Consider the following 16,471-nt stretch of genomic DNA (forward strand, 5'->3'; position numbering starts at 1 on the left):
AGACGGGAGGAAATATAAATGGCTGAACAGATTCGGATTCAGACTCCGTTTACGGAGGAAATGAGCCGCAAGCTTAAAGCAGGCGATGCGGTACTTATCTCTGGCGAGATCATCGCCGCTCGTGACGCTGCCCACAAGGCCATGACGGAAGCTCTGGCTCGGGGCGAGAAACTGCCGGTAGATTGGCAGAATCAGATGGTCTATTATCTGGGGCCGACGCCGGCTAAACCGGGTGATCCCATTGGTTCCTGCGGCCCGACCACATCCGGTCGTATGGATGCCTACACTCCGACCATGCTGGAACAGGGCATCAAGGGCATGATCGGCAAGGGGTCCCGCTCCAAAGAAGTGGTGGAATCCATGAAGAAGAACGGTGTGACCTACTTCGCTGCCGTTGGCGGCGCCGCAGCCCTCATCGCTAAATCCGTCAAGAAGTATGAAGTCCTGGCTTATCCGGAATTAGGTCCGGAAGCAGTGGCCCGCCTTACGGTGGAGGACTTCCCGGCTATCGTGGTCATCGACTGCGAAGGCAACAACCTTTACGAGACGAATCAGGCTAAGTATCGTACGCTGAAAGGCTACTGATAAAGGTAAAGTGGAACAAGGCGGGCACGAGATCTTGCCCGCTATTCCAGGAATTATTTTAGGAGGTATAGAATGTTTCACACAACTTTTTACGTGCGTCGTCTGCATTCATTAGTGGGCCTCTTGGCGTTGGGCATGGTTCTCTTTGAACATATCTTCACCAACTCCATGGCTCTGGGCGGCGCTCCTGCACTTAACGGAGCCCTGGCAATGATGGAGCTCATCCCGCATCCGATCTTCCTCGGACTGGAAATTGGCGCTATTGCAACGCCTCTGCTCTTCCATGCCATCTATGGTATCTACATCTGCCTGCAGGCTAAGAACAATCCGGGCCGTTATGGCTATGTCCGCAACTGGCAGTTCGCTCTGCAGCGCTGGACGGCATGGTTCCTGGTAGTATTCCTGGTTTGGCACGTATTCTATCTGCGTATCCTGACCAAGGGCATTGCCGGTGTTCCCATTTCCTATGAACTCCTGCAGAACTACTTCGTAGCAAATCCTGCCTATGCTCTTCTCTACATCATCGGTATGTTTGCTGCCATCTTCCATTTCTGCAATGGTATCACGACCTTCTGCATGACCTGGGGTATCGCGAAAGGCCCCCGCGTCCAGAATGTGGTAAGTGCACTGAGCATGGGCCTCTGCGCTGTGCTGTGCCTCGTGACGCTGGCATTTATGGGCAGCTACTTTGTGATGTAATTGCCTTTGTGTATGGCAAAGTAAAGGAGAATTTCAATGGCTAATAAACCTGAAAAAAAGATTATTGTCGTAGGCGGCGGCCTTTCGGGCCTCATGGCTACGCTGAAAATCTGCGAAGACGGCGGTAAGGTTGACCTCTTCTCTTATTGCCCGGTTAAGCGCTCCCACTCTCTGTGCGCACAGGGCGGCATGAACGCCTGCATGGATACCAAGGGCGAGCACGATTCCATCTATGAGCACTTCGATGATACGGTATACGGCGGTGACTTCCTGGCTGACCAGCTGGCTGTCAAAGGCATGGTTGAGGCAGCTCCGAAGCTCGTGCACATGTTTGACCGCATGGGCGTGCCCTTCACCCGTACGCCGGAAGGTGTTCTTGACCTCCGTAACTTCGGTGGCCAGAAGAACAAGCGTACTGTATTCGCCGGCTCCACCACGGGCCAGCAGCTCCTCTATGCTCTCGACGAGCAGGTTCGCCGTTGGGAAGTTAAGGGCGGCGTAAAGAAATATGAATTCTGGGAATTCATCAAGATCATCAAGAACAAAGACGGTGTTTGCCGTGGTATCGTTGCGCAGAACATGAACTCCAACGAGATCCAGGCATTCCCGGCTGATGTCGTAATCCTGGCAACGGGCGGCCCTGGCCAGGTATATGGCCGCTGCACGGCTTCTACCATCTGCAACGGTTCTGCAGTATCCGCTGTTTACCAGCAGGGCGCAGAAATCGGTAACCCCGAGTTCCTGCAGATCCATCCGACGGCTATTCCGGGTTCCGATAAGAACCGCCTGATGTCCGAAGCCTGCCGTGGTGAAGGCGGCCGCGTCTGGGTATACCGCAAGAACCCCCAGACGGGCGAAAAAGAACGCTGGTACTTCCTCGAAGACATGTATCCGGCATACGGCAACCTGGTACCCCGTGACGTTGCGTCCCGTGCCATCTACAAGGTCGTTGTGCATATGGGGCTCGGCATGACCAATCCGAACCGCGTATACCTCGATCTGTCCCATATTCCGGCTGATTACCTGGAGCGCAAACTGGGCGGTATCCTCGAAATGTACGATGATTTCGTAGGTCAGGATCCCCGTAAGGTTCCCATGGAAATCTTCCCGTCCATCCATTACTCCATGGGTGGCATCTGGGTAGACAGAGAGCATCACACCAATATCCCGGGCCTCATGGCTTCCGGCGAGTGCGATTACCAGTACCACGGTGCAAACCGTCTCGGTGCAAACTCCCTGCTGTCCGCTACTTACTCCGGCACCATCTCCGGTCCGGAAGCTCTGCGCCTTGCCCGCAGCGGCAAGCTGGGTGATGCTCTCACCAACGAAGAGCTGGAAGCAGCCCGCAAAGAGTGCGTAGAGGAATTCGACAAGATCCGCAACATGAATGGTGCTGAAAATGCTCATCAGATGCACCATGAACTGGGCGACATCATGTACAAATATGTTTCCATCGAACGCGATAACAACGGCCTCAAACAGTGCATGAAAGAACTCCATGCCCTGCTCAAACGTTGGGACAATATCGGTGTTACGGATCATGGCAACTGGGCAAACCAGGAAGCAATGTTCGTGCGCCAGCTCCGCAACATGATCATCTACGCTATGGCCATCACCAAGTCCGCTCTGCAGCGTGACGAAAGCCGCGGTGCCCATGCGAAGATCGTCCTCAAGTCCGACTATGATAGCTGGGATGCAGCCAAGAAGAAGGCCTTTGACGAGAAGAATGGCAAATACCATTTCGATGCTGAAACTGGCCGTGCTATGACGGATGATGGCAATGATGACCTGCTGTTCTTTGGCCGTGATGATGAGAAATTCATGCGCACCACGGTGGTATCTTTTGACGCTGCCAACAGTGAACCGGAAGTTTCCTATCGTGAATTCGAGCACTCTCTCATTAAGCCGCGTCTGCGTAACTACGCCGTAGCTAAGAAAGAGTAAGAGGGAGGACAATAACAATGGCAGAACAGAAAAAAGTCAGATTCATAATCGAGCGTCAGGATGGCCCGGATACGGCCCCCTACACGCAGGAATTCGACGTAGATTACCGTCCGGGCCTCAACGTTGTTGCCGCCCTGATGGAAATCCAGAAGAACCCGGTCACCGTTGACGGCAAGAAAGTTGCTCCTGTTGTTTGGGAATGCAACTGCCTGGAAAAAGTCTGCGGTGCCTGCATGATGGTTATCAATGGTAAGGCTCGTCAGGCTTGCTGCTCCCTGATTGACAATCTGGAACAGCCCATCCGCCTGCAGCCGGCCCGTACGTTCCCGGTTATCCGCGACCTGCTCATCGACCGCTCCGTGATGTTTGAAAGCCTCAAACGCATTCAGGGCTGGGTGGAAGTGGATGGCTCCTGGGAAGTCAAGGATGCCCCGATCCAGAACCCGTACACCGCACAGACGGCTTACGAGATTTCTCACTGCATGACCTGCGGTTGCTGCATGGAAGCATGCCCCAACGTTGGTCCGCAGTCCGACTTCATCGGCCCGTCCCCGACGGTACAGGCATATCTCTTCAATCTCCATCCGCTGGGAAAATTCGACGCTCCGAAGCGCCTGAATGCCCTGATGGAAAAAGGCGGCATCACCAGCTGCGGCAACAGCCAGAACTGCGTACAGGCCTGCCCGAAGAACATCAAGCTGACGACTTACCTCGCACAGCTCAACCGCGATGTCAACAAACAGGCTCTGAAGAATATCTTCAACCACTAATTGCCTAAGTAATACGGCCCCCGCCATTGGCGGGGGCTTTTGTCATGAAAGCACTTTTATTGACAAGAGAAGTTAAGAAAAGCCTGCCTGTTGACGATATATTATATGCAGGGAGGTGCGTTTTTATGAACGTGACGGATATCAAGGGGAAAGCAGGTGTGACCAATATAGAGCGGTCTAAGACAGAGGGAACGGATGAGCTCAAGGGGCTGTTTGCCGGTATGGTGCAGGAGAAGCTTAATAGCCTTACGGAAACCTTGGAGGAAATGAATGCGCGGCGGCAGGAGGTCAAAGAGCTGAGAGATCAGCAGCAGTTCACGGAAACCGTGCGCCATGTCCTGCCCGATGGTACGATATTGGTGCGGGAGTATGTGGATGGCAGATTGGACAGCAGCTATCGCAAGAAGCCCCATATGAAGGAGGTCCCCGATGAAAACCAGCCCTTGCCCAGAGCATTGGATGGTACGGTGCTGGAGAGCCAGATCAAAATGAAAAAAGTGCCCACAGTACGCATCTTTGACGATTTCGCGGGGCAATAGGCAGAACGTGTCATTTCTGAACGAGGCAGTCAGAAATGACACGTTTTATGTTTGTGGGAATCGTATTGAAAAATATTATCGAATTTAAGGATAATTTAAGAATGTTATTGTATCATAAGCAGTGTTAGAGAATCTTCCCAGCTTAGCAAGGGGATGAAGGGAAATGGAGAATCAGGGATTTCGGGAGCGCTGCGAATTTGATTTTATCCGGGAGGCGTTAGGGACACTATTTCGGAAGTATCATAGTCACAGGCTGAATTCCAGTGAAGCTTATATCGAGTCCGGCAATCTGCTGGAATATGATCCTTTATGTGCAGAGGCGCTTTTCTTTCGGTTCTATGCTCTGCGCAATCTGCTGCGTCCGGAAAAAAACCAGGAGTTTTTTTCCCATACTGGTCGGCCGGAGGTCAGATTGCTGCAGCAGCTTGTAACCGGTCAGGTGACAGAAGGGGATTATCCCTTGGAGGATGATGGGCAGCTGCATTATTATCTGCGTACCCGGTCGGAGCTTTTGGATCTGTGCAGCCGGGAGTTCTATGGTTATGTGCAGGCTTTATTGGGGCATGGTCCTATGGCATTGCAGATGGATATCATGGCGAAGATCTGCCTGTTTGAGGGCATCTATCTGGAGGAACGGCAGCTGTTCCAGATAGATGGCAAACATTATCTGGAGCCTTACCTGCCCTATATCATGGAAATGATCCTTGATCTCAAGCCAGAGCAGCTGCCCCGTTTGCATGCTGTTTTTGCCAAGGCTAAAGCGGTCTTGAGTGACAAATGGCAGGAACAGTCCCGGCGAAAAGACGCTGAAAAGGGGATTGAGTTCAAGGTCCTGGAAGATGAACTGACAGACATTATGAAGGACATGGCTCTGCATCGGCAGAGTGGTTATACATGATCATGGAGAAAGGATGTTGATTTTTTTGGTTTATCTTATTCCTGTTGCAATTTTTGTCGTCGTCATCATGGCGATTGCGCTGACCTGCTGGGTGAAGGCACCGCCTGATGTGGCCTTCATTCTCTCCGGCTGGCGGGCCAAGCCCCGGATGCTGGTGGGACAGGGCGGTGTGAAGATCCCGCTGTTGGAACGTGTAGACCGCCTGTTCCTGGGGCAGATGACGGTGGATATCCGCACCCAGCAGAGTGTGCCCACCAATGACTTCATCAACGTGAAGGTGGACGCTGTAGCGAAGGTTTCCGTGGATGATTCTGAGGAAGCCCGTCTGCTGGCCTCCAAGAACTTCCTGAACCTGACGCCGGAACTCATTGCTGACCAGCTTCGGGATTCCCTGGAAGGTAACATGCGTGAGATTGTAGGCACCCTGTCCCTGAAGGAAATCAGCACGAATCGCGATTCTTTTTCCGAACAGGTCAAGGCGGCCGCTGCACAGGACATGGAACGTCTGGGCATCAAGGTGATTTCCTGCAATATCCAGAATATCACCGATGAGACAGGCTTGATCACGGATCTGGGTGCTGACAACACCGCCCGCATCCGCAAGGATGCCTCCATTGCCAAGGCACTGGCTGACCGCGATGTGTCGGTGAAGCAGGCTGAGGCCATGAAGGAAGCCAATGATGCCAAGGTCAAGGCGGAATTGGAAATCGCCCAGCGGCAGAATGAACTGGCCATCCGCAAGGCGGAACTCAAGCGGGAATCAGATATCAAGCAGGCAGAAGCCGATGCGGCTTATGCCATTCAGGAACAGGAACAGCGCAAGGCCATCGAGACGGCTACGGTGGATGCGGAAATCGCCAAGGCCAACCGCGAAGAAGCCCTGCGCAAGCAGCAGGTAGCTGTCCGCGAACAGGAACTGGCAGCTGAAGTCCAGAAGAAGGCCGATGCGGATAAGTACAATATCAGCAAGCAGGCAGAGGCAGAACTGGCTAAGCGTCAGCGCGAATCCGAAGCAAAGCTCTATGAACAGCAGCGGGATGCTGAAGCCCAGAAGGCTCAGGCTGAAGCCAAAAAATATGCCATGGAGCAGGAAGCTGCCGGTATCACGGCCAAGGCCCAGGCAGAAGCAGAAGCCATCCGCCTGAAAGGTGAGGCCGAGGCTGCCGCCATGGACAAGAAGGCAGAAGCCTTGAAGAAATACGGCAAGGCTGCTATGGCCCAGATGGCTATCGAGATCCTGCCGAAGGTAGCTGCCGAAGTGGCCAAGCCCCTGGGAACCATTGATAAGGTCACGATTTTCGGCGGTGGCAATGGCAGCGGCATGTCCACCATGTCGGATAATGTGCCCCTGGTCATGGCCAAGACCATCCAGACCATCAAGGAAGCAACCGGCGTGGATATCGCGGAAATCATGCGTGCGGAATCCTATGATGCCAAGGTGACGAAGAACGTCAATGTATCCGGCATGGCAGAAGAAGAGGCCCGTGATGCGGTGGCTGCGGCAGCAGTGGCCGGTGTCACCGCCAAAGCATAATCAATAATAGGAAAAAGTCTGAGCGTGTCAAAGGTTTGGCATGTTCAGGCTTTTTCTTGTTTTCACTTGCTTATTGCCCCTGTTTAGGTATAAAATATTAATAAGTGGGTATGTTGCCCTAAGGATGATGGTCGGCAATGTAGGATGATAATTATGAGAAAAAATAATCGTATTCCCTTAAGCCCGTGTTTACGCCGGTTCCGGTTCTATTTTGACTTGTTGGGCAGGACTACCAAGGATTACCTGTTCTTTACGGATCTGCAGGAAAATCTGGTTATGGTGTCGCCAAATCTGGTCAATGATTTTGACCTGCCCGGCGAGATTATGCATGATTTTGATACGTATTGGCTGCCCTTGGTGCATCCCGAGGAACGGGGGCCTTATCAGGCATCCATCAGCAAGGCGCTGAATTCGCAGGGCCCCTGCGAGCACAATATGGAATATCGTGTCAAAAGCCGTAAAGGCGAGTTTGTCTGGATTTCCTGCCGGGGCAGGGTAGGTCTTGATCGGGATGGCAAGCCCTCGATGTTTGTAGGCACTATGTCACGGATGGCACAGCGCAATCAGGCCGATGAGGTGACGGGACTGCTCAATAAGTATCAGTTCGAACATGCTGTGAAGTTGGCTTTGGCCCAGTACCGTGCCACTGGTGAAGGTGGGGCAATCATGGTATTGGGGCTGGACAATTTCAAGATTGTCAACGAAACCTATAACCGCATGACCGGGGATATTGTTCTCAAGCGCGTGGCAGATCTGCTCGCCAACGTGATTCCGCAGCCATTGACGCTGTTCAAGCTGGATGGGGACGAGTATGCCTTCATTTATCCCGGAGGGACGGCTGAAGACGTAGCAGAGATCTTTGCCAGTGTGCAGAGTGCATTGTCGCGTCCGCAGGACATTGATGGTCATCAATACTTCTGTACGGCATCCTGCGGTACGGTGTTCTATCCGGAGTCCGGCAAGGACTATCTCGTGCTGCACAAGCATGCTGAGGCGGCCATGGATATTGCCAAGAGGGAAGGCAAGAACCGCAATGTGCTGTTCAGCAAGGAACAGTACAACCGCTGGGTGCGCTCCATTTCCATGCGGGACAGCATCTGGGAAAGCGTGGAGAATGGCTGTGTGGGGTTCAGCCTGTTCTTCCAACCCCAGGTCAGTGCGGTGGAGCAGAAGCTGATTGGTGCCGAAGCACTGCTGCGCTGGAAGAATCCCAAGGGGCGTATGGTGGCACCGATGGAGTTCATCCCCATCCTGGAAGAAACTAAGCTGATCATTCCCGTGGGAAAATGGATCGTGGAGGAAGCTGTCAAAACTTGCAAGAAATGGCGGCGTTATGTGCCGGATTTCCGTGTCAGCATCAATATGAGCTATGAGCAGATCAAGGATCTGTCCTTCAAGAACTTTGTCGAAGAGTGTCTGGAACGTTATGATATGCCGACGGATTCCATCGTGCTGGAGCTTACGGAGAGCAAGATCGTAGCGGACTGGAGCTTCATCAACAAGCAGTTTGATGCCTTCCGCAGCCAGGGCATCGCCATTGCCATGGACGACTTCGGCACGGGCTATTCTTCCCTGGCCTCCCTCAAGAATCTCTCCTGCGATATCGTGAAGATTGACCGGGAGTTTGTGAAGAAGATCCTGGAAAACGATTTTGACCGCCGTCTGGTGCAGTATGTGGTAGATCTTTGCCATAGCATCGGCATCTACTGTTGCATCGAAGGCGTGGAGGAAGAGGCCGAGTATGAACTCCTGACCAAGGAGTGCAAGGCCGATGCCATTCAGGGCTATCTGTTCGGCCATCCCGAGAGTGTGGCCGATTTTGAAGAAAAATTTTTACGTTTGGAGAAAGAAGAATAATGTCAAGAGATAAAGAACAGGAAGATATCACCTTATTGGGCAAGAAGAAGGTCAAATACCATTATGACTATTGCCCGGAGATTTTGGAAACCTTCCAGAACAAACACCCGGAAAATGACTATTGGGTGAAGTTCAACTGTCCGGAATTTACGGCCCTGTGTCCCATCACCGGCCAGCCGGATTATGCCACCATCTACATCAGCTATGTGCCCAATGAGAAGATGGTGGAAAGTAAATCCCTGAAGCTCTACCTGGTGAGCTTCCGCAACCACGGTGATTTCCATGAGGATGTGGTCAATGTCATCATGAAGGACCTGATAAAGCTCATGGAGCCGAAATACATCGAGGTCTGGGGGAAATTCCTGCCCCGGGGCGGCATTTCCATCGATCCCTATGCCAACTATGGCCAGCCGGGGACGAAGTTCGAGGAACTGGCCTGGCGCCGGTTTGCAGAACATGATATGGTGGCCATGGACAAGGTGGATAACCGCTGATTTAGTAGATTCTGGGAGGAGATTCCTTGCTTAGACGTCAAAAACGCATTGCCCTGATCAACGATATAACCGGCTTTGGCCGCTGCTCAGTAGCGGTGGAACTGCCCTTGATTTCGGCCATGAAGATCCAGGCCTGTCCGCTGCCTACAGCGATCCTGTCGGTGCATACAGGCTTTGAACATCATTATCTGGACGATTATACGGCAAGGATGAAGCCCTATATGGACAGCTGGGAGAAAAACCAGCTGTCTTTTGATGGCATCTGCACGGGCTTTATGGGCTCGGTGCAGCAGATTGCCATTGTGGAGGCTTCTGACAGATAAAATAAAGATATAAATAGTTATAAAATATTCTTGATTATATTACAACTTATTGATAGTATAGTATTGAGGTGATGAACTTGGAATACTATACTATCAACAAGTTTGCTAAAATCATCGGAGTCACTCCGCAAACCCTGAGAAATTGGGACAGGAGCGGAAAACTCCATCCTCATCACACTTCGTCAAATGGCTACAGATATTACTCAGAAGACCAATTAAATGCTGTGACGGGCATTCAAACGGCTTCTAAAAAAGTTATCGGCTATTGCAGAGTATCAAGTCCCAAGCAAAAAGATGACCTTGAGCGACAGGTAGAAAATCTGAGAACATATCTATACGCACAGGGGCAGCCCTTTGAAATAATCATTGACGTTGGTTCTGGAATCAATTACAAGAAGAAGGGTTTACAAGACCTTATTCGCAGAATTGAATCTAATCAGGCCGAGAAGGTAGTTATCCTTTATAAGGACAGGCTTTTACGCTTTGGTTTTGAGCTTATCGAAACGATTGCCGCTATACATGGCTGCAAGATAGAAATAGTCGATACTACTCAAAAGAGCGAGCAACAAGAACTTGTCGAGGACTTGGTGCAAATAATTACAGTGTTTAGCTGTAAGCTCCAAGGAAAACGGGCACACAAGGCGAAGAAGATGATTCAGGAATTAGTGAGTGGTGATTCAGATGATAAAGTCGGTCAGGATACGGCTGTTGCCGAACAACAAACAGAAAACTAAACTGTTTCAGTTTGCGGGAGCTTCGAGGTTTGCCTATAATTGGGCTTTAGATAAGCAAATGGAGAATTTCAGGGAGGGCAGAAAACTTCAAAGTGATTATGACCTTCGCAAAGAATTCACTGTTCTGCGTAATTCTGGAGAATACTTGTGGCTTCTAGGTATATCCAACAATGTCACTAAGCAGGCTATCAAGGATTTGTGTATAGCATATAAGAACTTCTTTCGTAAACAGAAACAGCCTGGATATGTCAAGTATAGCCCTAAAAAATTGGATCATCTTGTTCGTATTGGCAGGAAACCAACAGTCTACGATATGAACGGGCACCCTAAGTTTCGCAGCAAAAAGAATGGTGACTTTCGTTTCTATCAGGACAATGTAAAGATACAGTTCACCAATACGCATGTCAAACTGGAGAGTATTGCGGGCAGCAAGAAAAAGAACCGTCAACGGCTCAACTGGATAAGGCTTGCCGAAAAGGGCAGAATTCCTGTTGGTATGAAATACACCCAACCGCGAATAACTTTTGACGGTGAAAACTGGTGGCTGGGAATTGGCTTTGTAGTCAAGTATAAGCTAAAGCCAATGCGAGGACTGAAATTTGTCCGCAAACACTCAAAACGCTCCTACACTGAGGGTGTAGGCATTGATTTAGGTATAAAGGATTTAGCGATAATCTCGGACTCTACAGTAGTCAAAAATATCAATAAGTCCCATACAATAAGGAAACTCAAAAAGAAACGACACAGGTTGCAACGTCAGGTATCGCGAAAATACCAAATGAACAAGAAAGGAGAGCGTTACTGCAAAACAAGCAACCTTATAAAAAGCGAAAAACGACTTTTACGAATCAACCACAGGCTGGCTGACATCAGAGCCAATCATGTACATCAGGCGACGAGAATAATTATAAACCGAAAGCCAAGGTTTATATGCCTTGAAGACCTGAATGTGCAGGGCATGATGAAGAATAAGCACCTGTCTGAAAAAGTTCAGGAACAGAATTTTTATGAATTCCGCAGGCAGATTGAATACAAGGCACATTGGGCAAGAATTCCCGTGGTTATTGCTGACCGCTGGTTTCCAAGCTCCAAGACTTGCGTCGAATGCGGATATATAAATAAAGACCTGAAGCTGTCAGACAGGACATATGTCTGTCCTGTCTGTGGCAATGTGATAGACCGTGACTTTCAAGCATCTTTGAATCTCAAACACTATGGAGAAACGGAGCTATCCAAATCTGCAAGCTGATACCGACAAGTCAATGCAGATATGTACCGATTCGTTAGTCGGGAATTTAAGCCTTTGGAGCGTTATATCAAACGTGAGTAGTCTGTTCTTCGGGACGGCAAAAGCGGACGCAGTGAATGAGGAATGGAACGTAAAAGTTAACTTTCTACGGAAGGTTTATGGCTTTTTATAAGTTTTCAGTAACGGAGTTTATCCGCCGTTTCAAGCAGCATTATACCCGGGTGATGGTGGACCCAGTCATGGGGGATAATGGCAGGCTCTATAGTTCCTATACCATGGAGATGTGTGCAGAGATGCGCCGCCTGCTGGCCTATGCGGATCTGGTGACGCCAAACCTTACGGAGGCCTGTCTGTTGTTGGATATTCCCTATCCGAAAGAGGGAAAGGTCAATAATGAGGAACTGGAGTATATGGCCAGTGAACTGGCCGCTCAGGGGCCCTCACAGGTCATCATCACAGGTCTGCATGGTGAGGATACCCTGCGGAACTTTATCTATGAAGCAGGCCGGGGCAAGGTGCTGACGGTGGAGAAGGTCGGCGGTGACCGTTCCGGTACCGGGGATGCCTTTGCCGCCATCGTGGCCGGCAGCCTGATCAACGGTGAGTCCTTGGAAACGGCAGCGGTGAAGGCGGCGGAATTCATCAGGAAATGTCTGGGCTATGCCGTGAAACTGGATCTGCCCTGGAATTATGGTCTACCATTTGAAGAATATCTTAGGGAGCTGAAGTGAATTGTTAGTCTATGCAACCCATAAGGGCGGCAGGTATCTGCCCTGGGAGGAAAGCCTCAGGGAGCAGCCTGAGGGCAAGCGCAACCTCTATGTGAACATCACCAACGAATGCAATTGCGCCTGCACGTTCTGTTTGCGTAATATGAAGAAGATGGCAGAGGAATCCAGCCTGTGGCTGAAAAAACGCCCCACTGTTGCGGAACTGAAAGCTGCATTGGACGGTGTGCCCTGGGATTATGTCCGGGAAGTTGTCTTCTGCGGCTTTGGTGAACCCACTATGCAGCTGGAAACCCTGGTGGAGCTGCTGCATTATGTCAAGGAAAAGCATCCGGAACTGCCTACGCGCCTCAATACCAATGGGTTGGGGGAACTGGAATACGGCCGGGAGATCGCGGCAGACTTCCAGGGCGTTCTCGATACCATCTCCATCAGCCTCAATGCTTCCAATGCAGAACGTTACTACGAACTGACGCGGGCTAAATATGGCCTGAAATCCTATGAGGCAATGCTGGACTTTGCCGAGCATAGCAAGAAGTATGTGCCCCATGTGGTACTGACCATTGTGGACAAGGTGGAAGGTCCGGAGGAAATAAAGAAATGTCAGGCTATCTGCGATCAGCGGGGACTGACATTGCGGGTACGTCCTTACGAAGATAGCTGAAATTAAAAATATCCATAAAGCAAGCCGGCACGCATCGCGTACCGGCTTTATTTATGGATATTCATAGATATTAACGTATCCTTCTCATATTCATTTGTCGGCAGGTATTTCCTCTCGAGCAGAAATCCTGCGCAGTGTTCCATAATATATGGATGTTCAGCTGAAACACGTTTGAATACACAGATTCACTTACTTTGCGCGCGCGTCCATCTCATTCGATAACAATAGGGTCACTACAGTTTCGATGCTCATGATGTACGTAAAGACTTACCCGGGATAGCAGTTTGTAATCTTTTTTCCCTAAACGTTGTGCGCCTGACTTCCAATTGCTTTTGAGTACGTCTGGCGGTCTATAACCATCATCACGTCTCTTTTTCGCTCATTGGATATTCTTGTACTTCACCACTGCACTTGCTAGCTAGGTACGAAAAGAACTCCTGCTAAGTGATTTCTTCAATAAACACTCACATCCTTTCGTAGAACAAGTATGTAAGGTCTTGAAGAGAGCCTGTTTCGGCTAGACGCTCACCTGCTAAAATTTCAAACGACAGAATTACTTTTCTAGTGGTTTGAGTATCCATCTCCTCTTTACAAGTACATAATAACATATCTGTCAGATAATTGCAATGCTTTTGACTAATAAAATTTAAGATTTGAGAGAAATTATCGTAATGCAAAGTCTGGATTATATAGTATAATGGATAACGATGACATTTGTAATGGATAGGAGCAGAAGCGATGAAACATTTGGTTATTGTGCGGGGCGGCGGCGAATTGGCCAGCGGTACCATTCATGCATTATTCCGGGCAGGATTCAGGGTTCTGGTATTGGAGAAAAAGGAACCATCGGCTACCCGGCGCCGGGTGGCCTATTCGGAGGCCATGTACCGCGGTCAGGCCAAAGTGGAACGCATAACCTGTTATAGGGCAGAGAATCTGCATGAGGCCAAGGCGCGGCTGAAAAAGGGCGAGCTGGTCATGCTGGAAGATCCGGAAGCCCGCTGCGTGAAGGAATTGAAGCCCCAGGTGCTGGTGGATGCCATCCTTTCCCATAGCACTAATGGCACGACCAAGGATATGGCAGAGCATACCATTGCCTTGGGGCCTGGATTCTGTGCTGGCCGGGATGTGGACGTAGTGGTGGAAACCATGCGCGGCCATAATCTGGGCCGCCTGATTTATGAGGGGTATTCTGCCCGCAGTCAGGACATTGAGAGCAGCACGGTGGGGGTCAGTGCAAATTTGGAACATCTGATCTTTGCACCGGAAGAGGGGACTGTGGATGTTTTGAGCACCATTTCCCTGATGGTGAAAAAAGGCGAGCCCTTGGCCCAGATCCATACGCCTGATGGACGTACTATTGAGATGAAGGCAACCATTGATGGTGTGCTGCGCGGTGCCCTTCATCGTGGCAGCAAGGTGAAGAAGGATCAGAAGATTGCGGACATCCATCCCACCATGGGGCAGGAGGAATGTTTCACAATTTCCGATAAGGCTCGTTGCGTGGCCGGTTCTGTGCTGGAGGCTGTGATGGTTTGGGAGCACAAGCGCCCCAAACGGAGGTTCTTTGGCCGTGGCTGATCTTATCGCTGCTCTGCTGGATTTCTTGTTCCCGCCGCATTGTCCATTGTGCCATGCTTATGTGGAGACCCGGGGCGGCTGGTGCCCTGCGTGTCTGCAACAGGCGTTGCAGCCTCATCGATTGCCCCTTTCCGTGCCTATGCAGGCGGTTATAGCCGATGCATGGGCACTTGGTGTTTATCGGGGGAGTTTGCGGGATCTGATCCGCCATCTGAAATACCAAAAGCAGCGCAGCAATCTTTCCTATATCGAAACCTTGCTGCAGTCCGCGGAGAGGGTGTCACAGCTGACCGGAATGCTGGCGGCCATCGATATGGCCGTGCCAGTGCCGCTCTATCCTGCTAAAGAGAAACAGCGGGGCTTCAATCAGACGGAACTGATTTTTACAAAATTTCTGGCTCATAAGCATGTTCCGCTGGTCAGAGCCTTGCAGCGAACCCGGCCAACCAAGCCGATGTATGAGCTGAATGAACGGGAACGGGCGATTAATCTGCGGGATGCCTTTGCCGTGGCTGACAATGCGCAGCTGACAGGGAAAAGGATTCTGCTGCTGGATGATATCTTCACCAGCGGTGCTACAACAGGAGAATGTGCCCGTGTGCTGAAGAAAGCCGGGGCAAAGGATGTTTATGTGCTGGTATTGGCCAGTGATCATCGTTGATTTAGCTTATTTTTTTGCCGTATAACCATAAATATTTTGACAATATGGTCATTTTATGTTAAATATGGTAATATTGATATCAGACTGCAGGTGGCGATTCGATGATGAAATTAAATGAAGCAAATTTCTATCTGGCGGCGATGCTCCGTTGTCCGGGGATTGGCTGCCGTTATATGCAGCGCCTTTTGGCGGTTATGAAAGAGCCTGGGACAATTTGGCAGACGGATGCCAGGACTTTGTCTGACACAAAGGTACTGCCGCCGCAGCTGGCGAAGCGTCTGGCAGATTTTTGCCGGCAGAATGAGTCCGCGCCGGAAGAGATCCAAAAAGTTTGTGAGCAAAAGCAGATCCAGACGGTATCTATATTGGAAGAAAATTATCCAGAAGTTTTGCGGGAAATCTATGCACCGCCGGTCATTTTATATTATAATGGCATATTAGAGTCAGATGCCCGGCGGGTGGCCATGGTTGGTTCACGCCGTTATTCCGGTTATGGTCAGGCCATTGCCCTGGAGTTTGGTGAGAAACTGGCGGCAGCAGGCCTTACCGTGGTCAGCGGTGCAGCCCGGGGCATCGACAGCTTTTCCCATCTGGGGGCCTTGAAGGGCGGCCGTACAGTGGCAGTCCTGGGCTGCGGTGTGGATATTGCCTATCCGTCTGAAAACCGCAAGCTGCTCTACGATATTGCCGACAGCGGCGGTGCTGTCATCTCGGAATATGAACCGGGGACAAGGCCTTTGCCTGCGTACTTTCCTGCGCGCAACCGCATTATCAGCGGGTTGGCGGAAGGAACATTGGTGGTGGAGGCAGCAGAGCGTTCCGGTTCGTTGATTACGGCGGAAATGGCCTTGGCTGCTGGCCGGGATGTATATGCCATACCCGGCAGTATCTATGCACCGGGCTGTGCAGGCTGCAATAATCTCATCCGGCAGGGGGCGAAGCTTGTGGCAGAGCCAGCGGACGTATTGGAGGAATTCGGCCTGGCCGTAAAACAGCCGGTGAAAAAGGCCGGCCTGAAATTGACAGCTGAGGAAGCTGCCATCTATCAGGTGCTGTCCTTTGAGCATCCATTATCCATGGATGAGATCATGCTGAGCCTGCCGGATGGTGAAATCGCAAATTTATCCTATCAGCTCCTGCAGATGGAGATGAAGGGGATTGTCATAGAAAACGAATTGCACTGCTTCAGGCGTGCTGAGAGGGAGTGAAAG

General features: G+C 50.7%; 16 protein-coding genes and 1 pseudogene. All 17 read left to right on the forward strand.

All coding sequences use genetic code 11. The annotated features are described in order from the left end of the window. Window positions 1-18: 18 nt before the first annotated feature. The 17 genes and pseudogenes from SELR_RS02690 (at window position 19) to dprA (ending at window position 16,468) form a co-directional block, all read left to right on the forward strand. Complete coding sequence (locus SELR_RS02690) at window positions 19-585, forward strand: Fe-S-containing hydro-lyase (protein ID WP_014423664.1); 567 nt, start codon at window positions 19-21, stop codon at window positions 583-585. A gap of 72 nt (window positions 586-657) precedes the next feature. After that, window positions 658-1,284 carry a succinate dehydrogenase/fumarate reductase transmembrane subunit gene (locus SELR_RS02695; RefSeq protein ID WP_014423665.1) on the forward strand — a complete coding sequence of 209 codons (627 nt, stop codon included), beginning with the start codon at window positions 658-660 and terminating at the stop codon, window positions 1,282-1,284. Between the two features lie 36 nt (window positions 1,285-1,320). Then, window positions 1,321-3,228 carry a succinate dehydrogenase flavoprotein subunit gene (gene sdhA / locus SELR_RS02700; RefSeq protein ID WP_014423666.1) on the forward strand — a complete coding sequence of 636 codons (1,908 nt, stop codon included), beginning with the start codon at window positions 1,321-1,323 and terminating at the stop codon, window positions 3,226-3,228. 17 nt (window positions 3,229-3,245) lie between these two features. Beyond that, on the forward strand, window positions 3,246-3,998 hold the full coding sequence (gene sdhB / locus SELR_RS02705) for a succinate dehydrogenase iron-sulfur subunit (RefSeq protein ID WP_014423667.1): 753 nt from the start codon (window positions 3,246-3,248) through the stop codon (window positions 3,996-3,998). 125 nt (window positions 3,999-4,123) lie between these two features. Beyond that, window positions 4,124-4,537: a hypothetical protein gene (locus SELR_RS02710; protein ID WP_041914239.1), complete on the forward strand. Its 414-nt coding sequence runs from the start codon at window positions 4,124-4,126 to the stop codon at window positions 4,535-4,537. A gap of 163 nt (window positions 4,538-4,700) precedes the next feature. Then, window positions 4,701-5,435 (forward strand): hypothetical protein, encoded by a 735-nt coding sequence (locus SELR_RS02715; protein ID WP_014423669.1) that lies wholly within the window; start codon window positions 4,701-4,703, stop codon window positions 5,433-5,435. Window positions 5,436-5,460: 25 nt separating this feature from the next. After that, window positions 5,461-6,969, forward strand: a complete 1,509-nt coding sequence (locus SELR_RS02720; protein ID WP_231848110.1) for a flotillin family protein — start codon at window positions 5,461-5,463, stop codon at window positions 6,967-6,969. A gap of 153 nt (window positions 6,970-7,122) precedes the next feature. Beyond that, window positions 7,123-8,826, forward strand: coding sequence for a bifunctional diguanylate cyclase/phosphodiesterase (locus tag SELR_RS02725; protein WP_041914240.1), 1,704 nt, complete (start codon window positions 7,123-7,125; stop codon window positions 8,824-8,826). After that, window positions 8,826-9,320, forward strand: coding sequence for a preQ(1) synthase (gene queF, locus SELR_RS02730; RefSeq protein ID WP_014423672.1), 495 nt, complete (start codon window positions 8,826-8,828; stop codon window positions 9,318-9,320). Before SELR_RS02725 ends, queF begins: the two co-directional genes overlap by 1 nt. Window positions 9,321-9,346: 26 nt before the next feature. Next, a pseudogene (locus SELR_RS02735) lies at window positions 9,347-9,625 on the forward strand (pyridoxal kinase); the annotation flags it as partial. A 95-nt stretch (window positions 9,626-9,720) separates the two neighbouring features. After that, window positions 9,721-10,377, forward strand: a complete 657-nt coding sequence (locus SELR_RS02740) for an IS607 family transposase (protein ID WP_014423425.1) — start codon at window positions 9,721-9,723, stop codon at window positions 10,375-10,377. After that, window positions 10,325-11,626: an RNA-guided endonuclease InsQ/TnpB family protein gene (locus tag SELR_RS02745; protein WP_014423426.1), complete on the forward strand. Its 1,302-nt coding sequence runs from the start codon at window positions 10,325-10,327 to the stop codon at window positions 11,624-11,626. Before SELR_RS02740 ends, SELR_RS02745 begins: the two co-directional genes overlap by 53 nt. A gap of 158 nt (window positions 11,627-11,784) precedes the next feature. Then, on the forward strand, window positions 11,785-12,357 hold the full coding sequence (locus SELR_RS02750; RefSeq protein WP_014423674.1) for a PfkB family carbohydrate kinase: 573 nt from the start codon (window positions 11,785-11,787) through the stop codon (window positions 12,355-12,357). Window position 12,358: 1 nt separating this feature from the next. After that, window positions 12,359-13,018 carry a TatD family nuclease-associated radical SAM protein gene (locus SELR_RS02755; protein WP_014423675.1) on the forward strand — a complete coding sequence of 220 codons (660 nt, stop codon included), beginning with the start codon at window positions 12,359-12,361 and terminating at the stop codon, window positions 13,016-13,018. Between the two features lie 738 nt (window positions 13,019-13,756). After that, window positions 13,757-14,599 (forward strand): selenium-dependent molybdenum cofactor biosynthesis protein YqeB, encoded by an 843-nt coding sequence (gene yqeB, locus SELR_RS02760; protein ID WP_014423676.1) that lies wholly within the window; start codon window positions 13,757-13,759, stop codon window positions 14,597-14,599. Continuing rightward, entirely contained in the window at window positions 14,592-15,260 is a 669-nt protein-coding gene (locus SELR_RS02765) for a ComF family protein (protein WP_197537163.1), read from the forward strand. The genes yqeB and SELR_RS02765 overlap by 8 nt, the downstream gene beginning before the upstream one ends. Window positions 15,261-15,361: 101 nt before the next feature. Next, the gene (gene dprA, locus SELR_RS02770; RefSeq protein ID WP_014423678.1) at window positions 15,362-16,468 is read left to right on the forward strand and encodes a DNA-processing protein DprA; all 1,107 of its coding nucleotides are present in this window, start codon (window positions 15,362-15,364) and stop codon (window positions 16,466-16,468) included. The last annotated feature ends 3 nt before the right edge of the window (window positions 16,469-16,471 follow it).

The sequence above is a fragment of the Selenomonas ruminantium subsp. lactilytica TAM6421 genome, from assembly GCF_000284095.1.
Classification (GTDB): domain Bacteria; phylum Bacillota; class Negativicutes; order Selenomonadales; family Selenomonadaceae; genus Selenomonas_A; species Selenomonas_A lactilytica.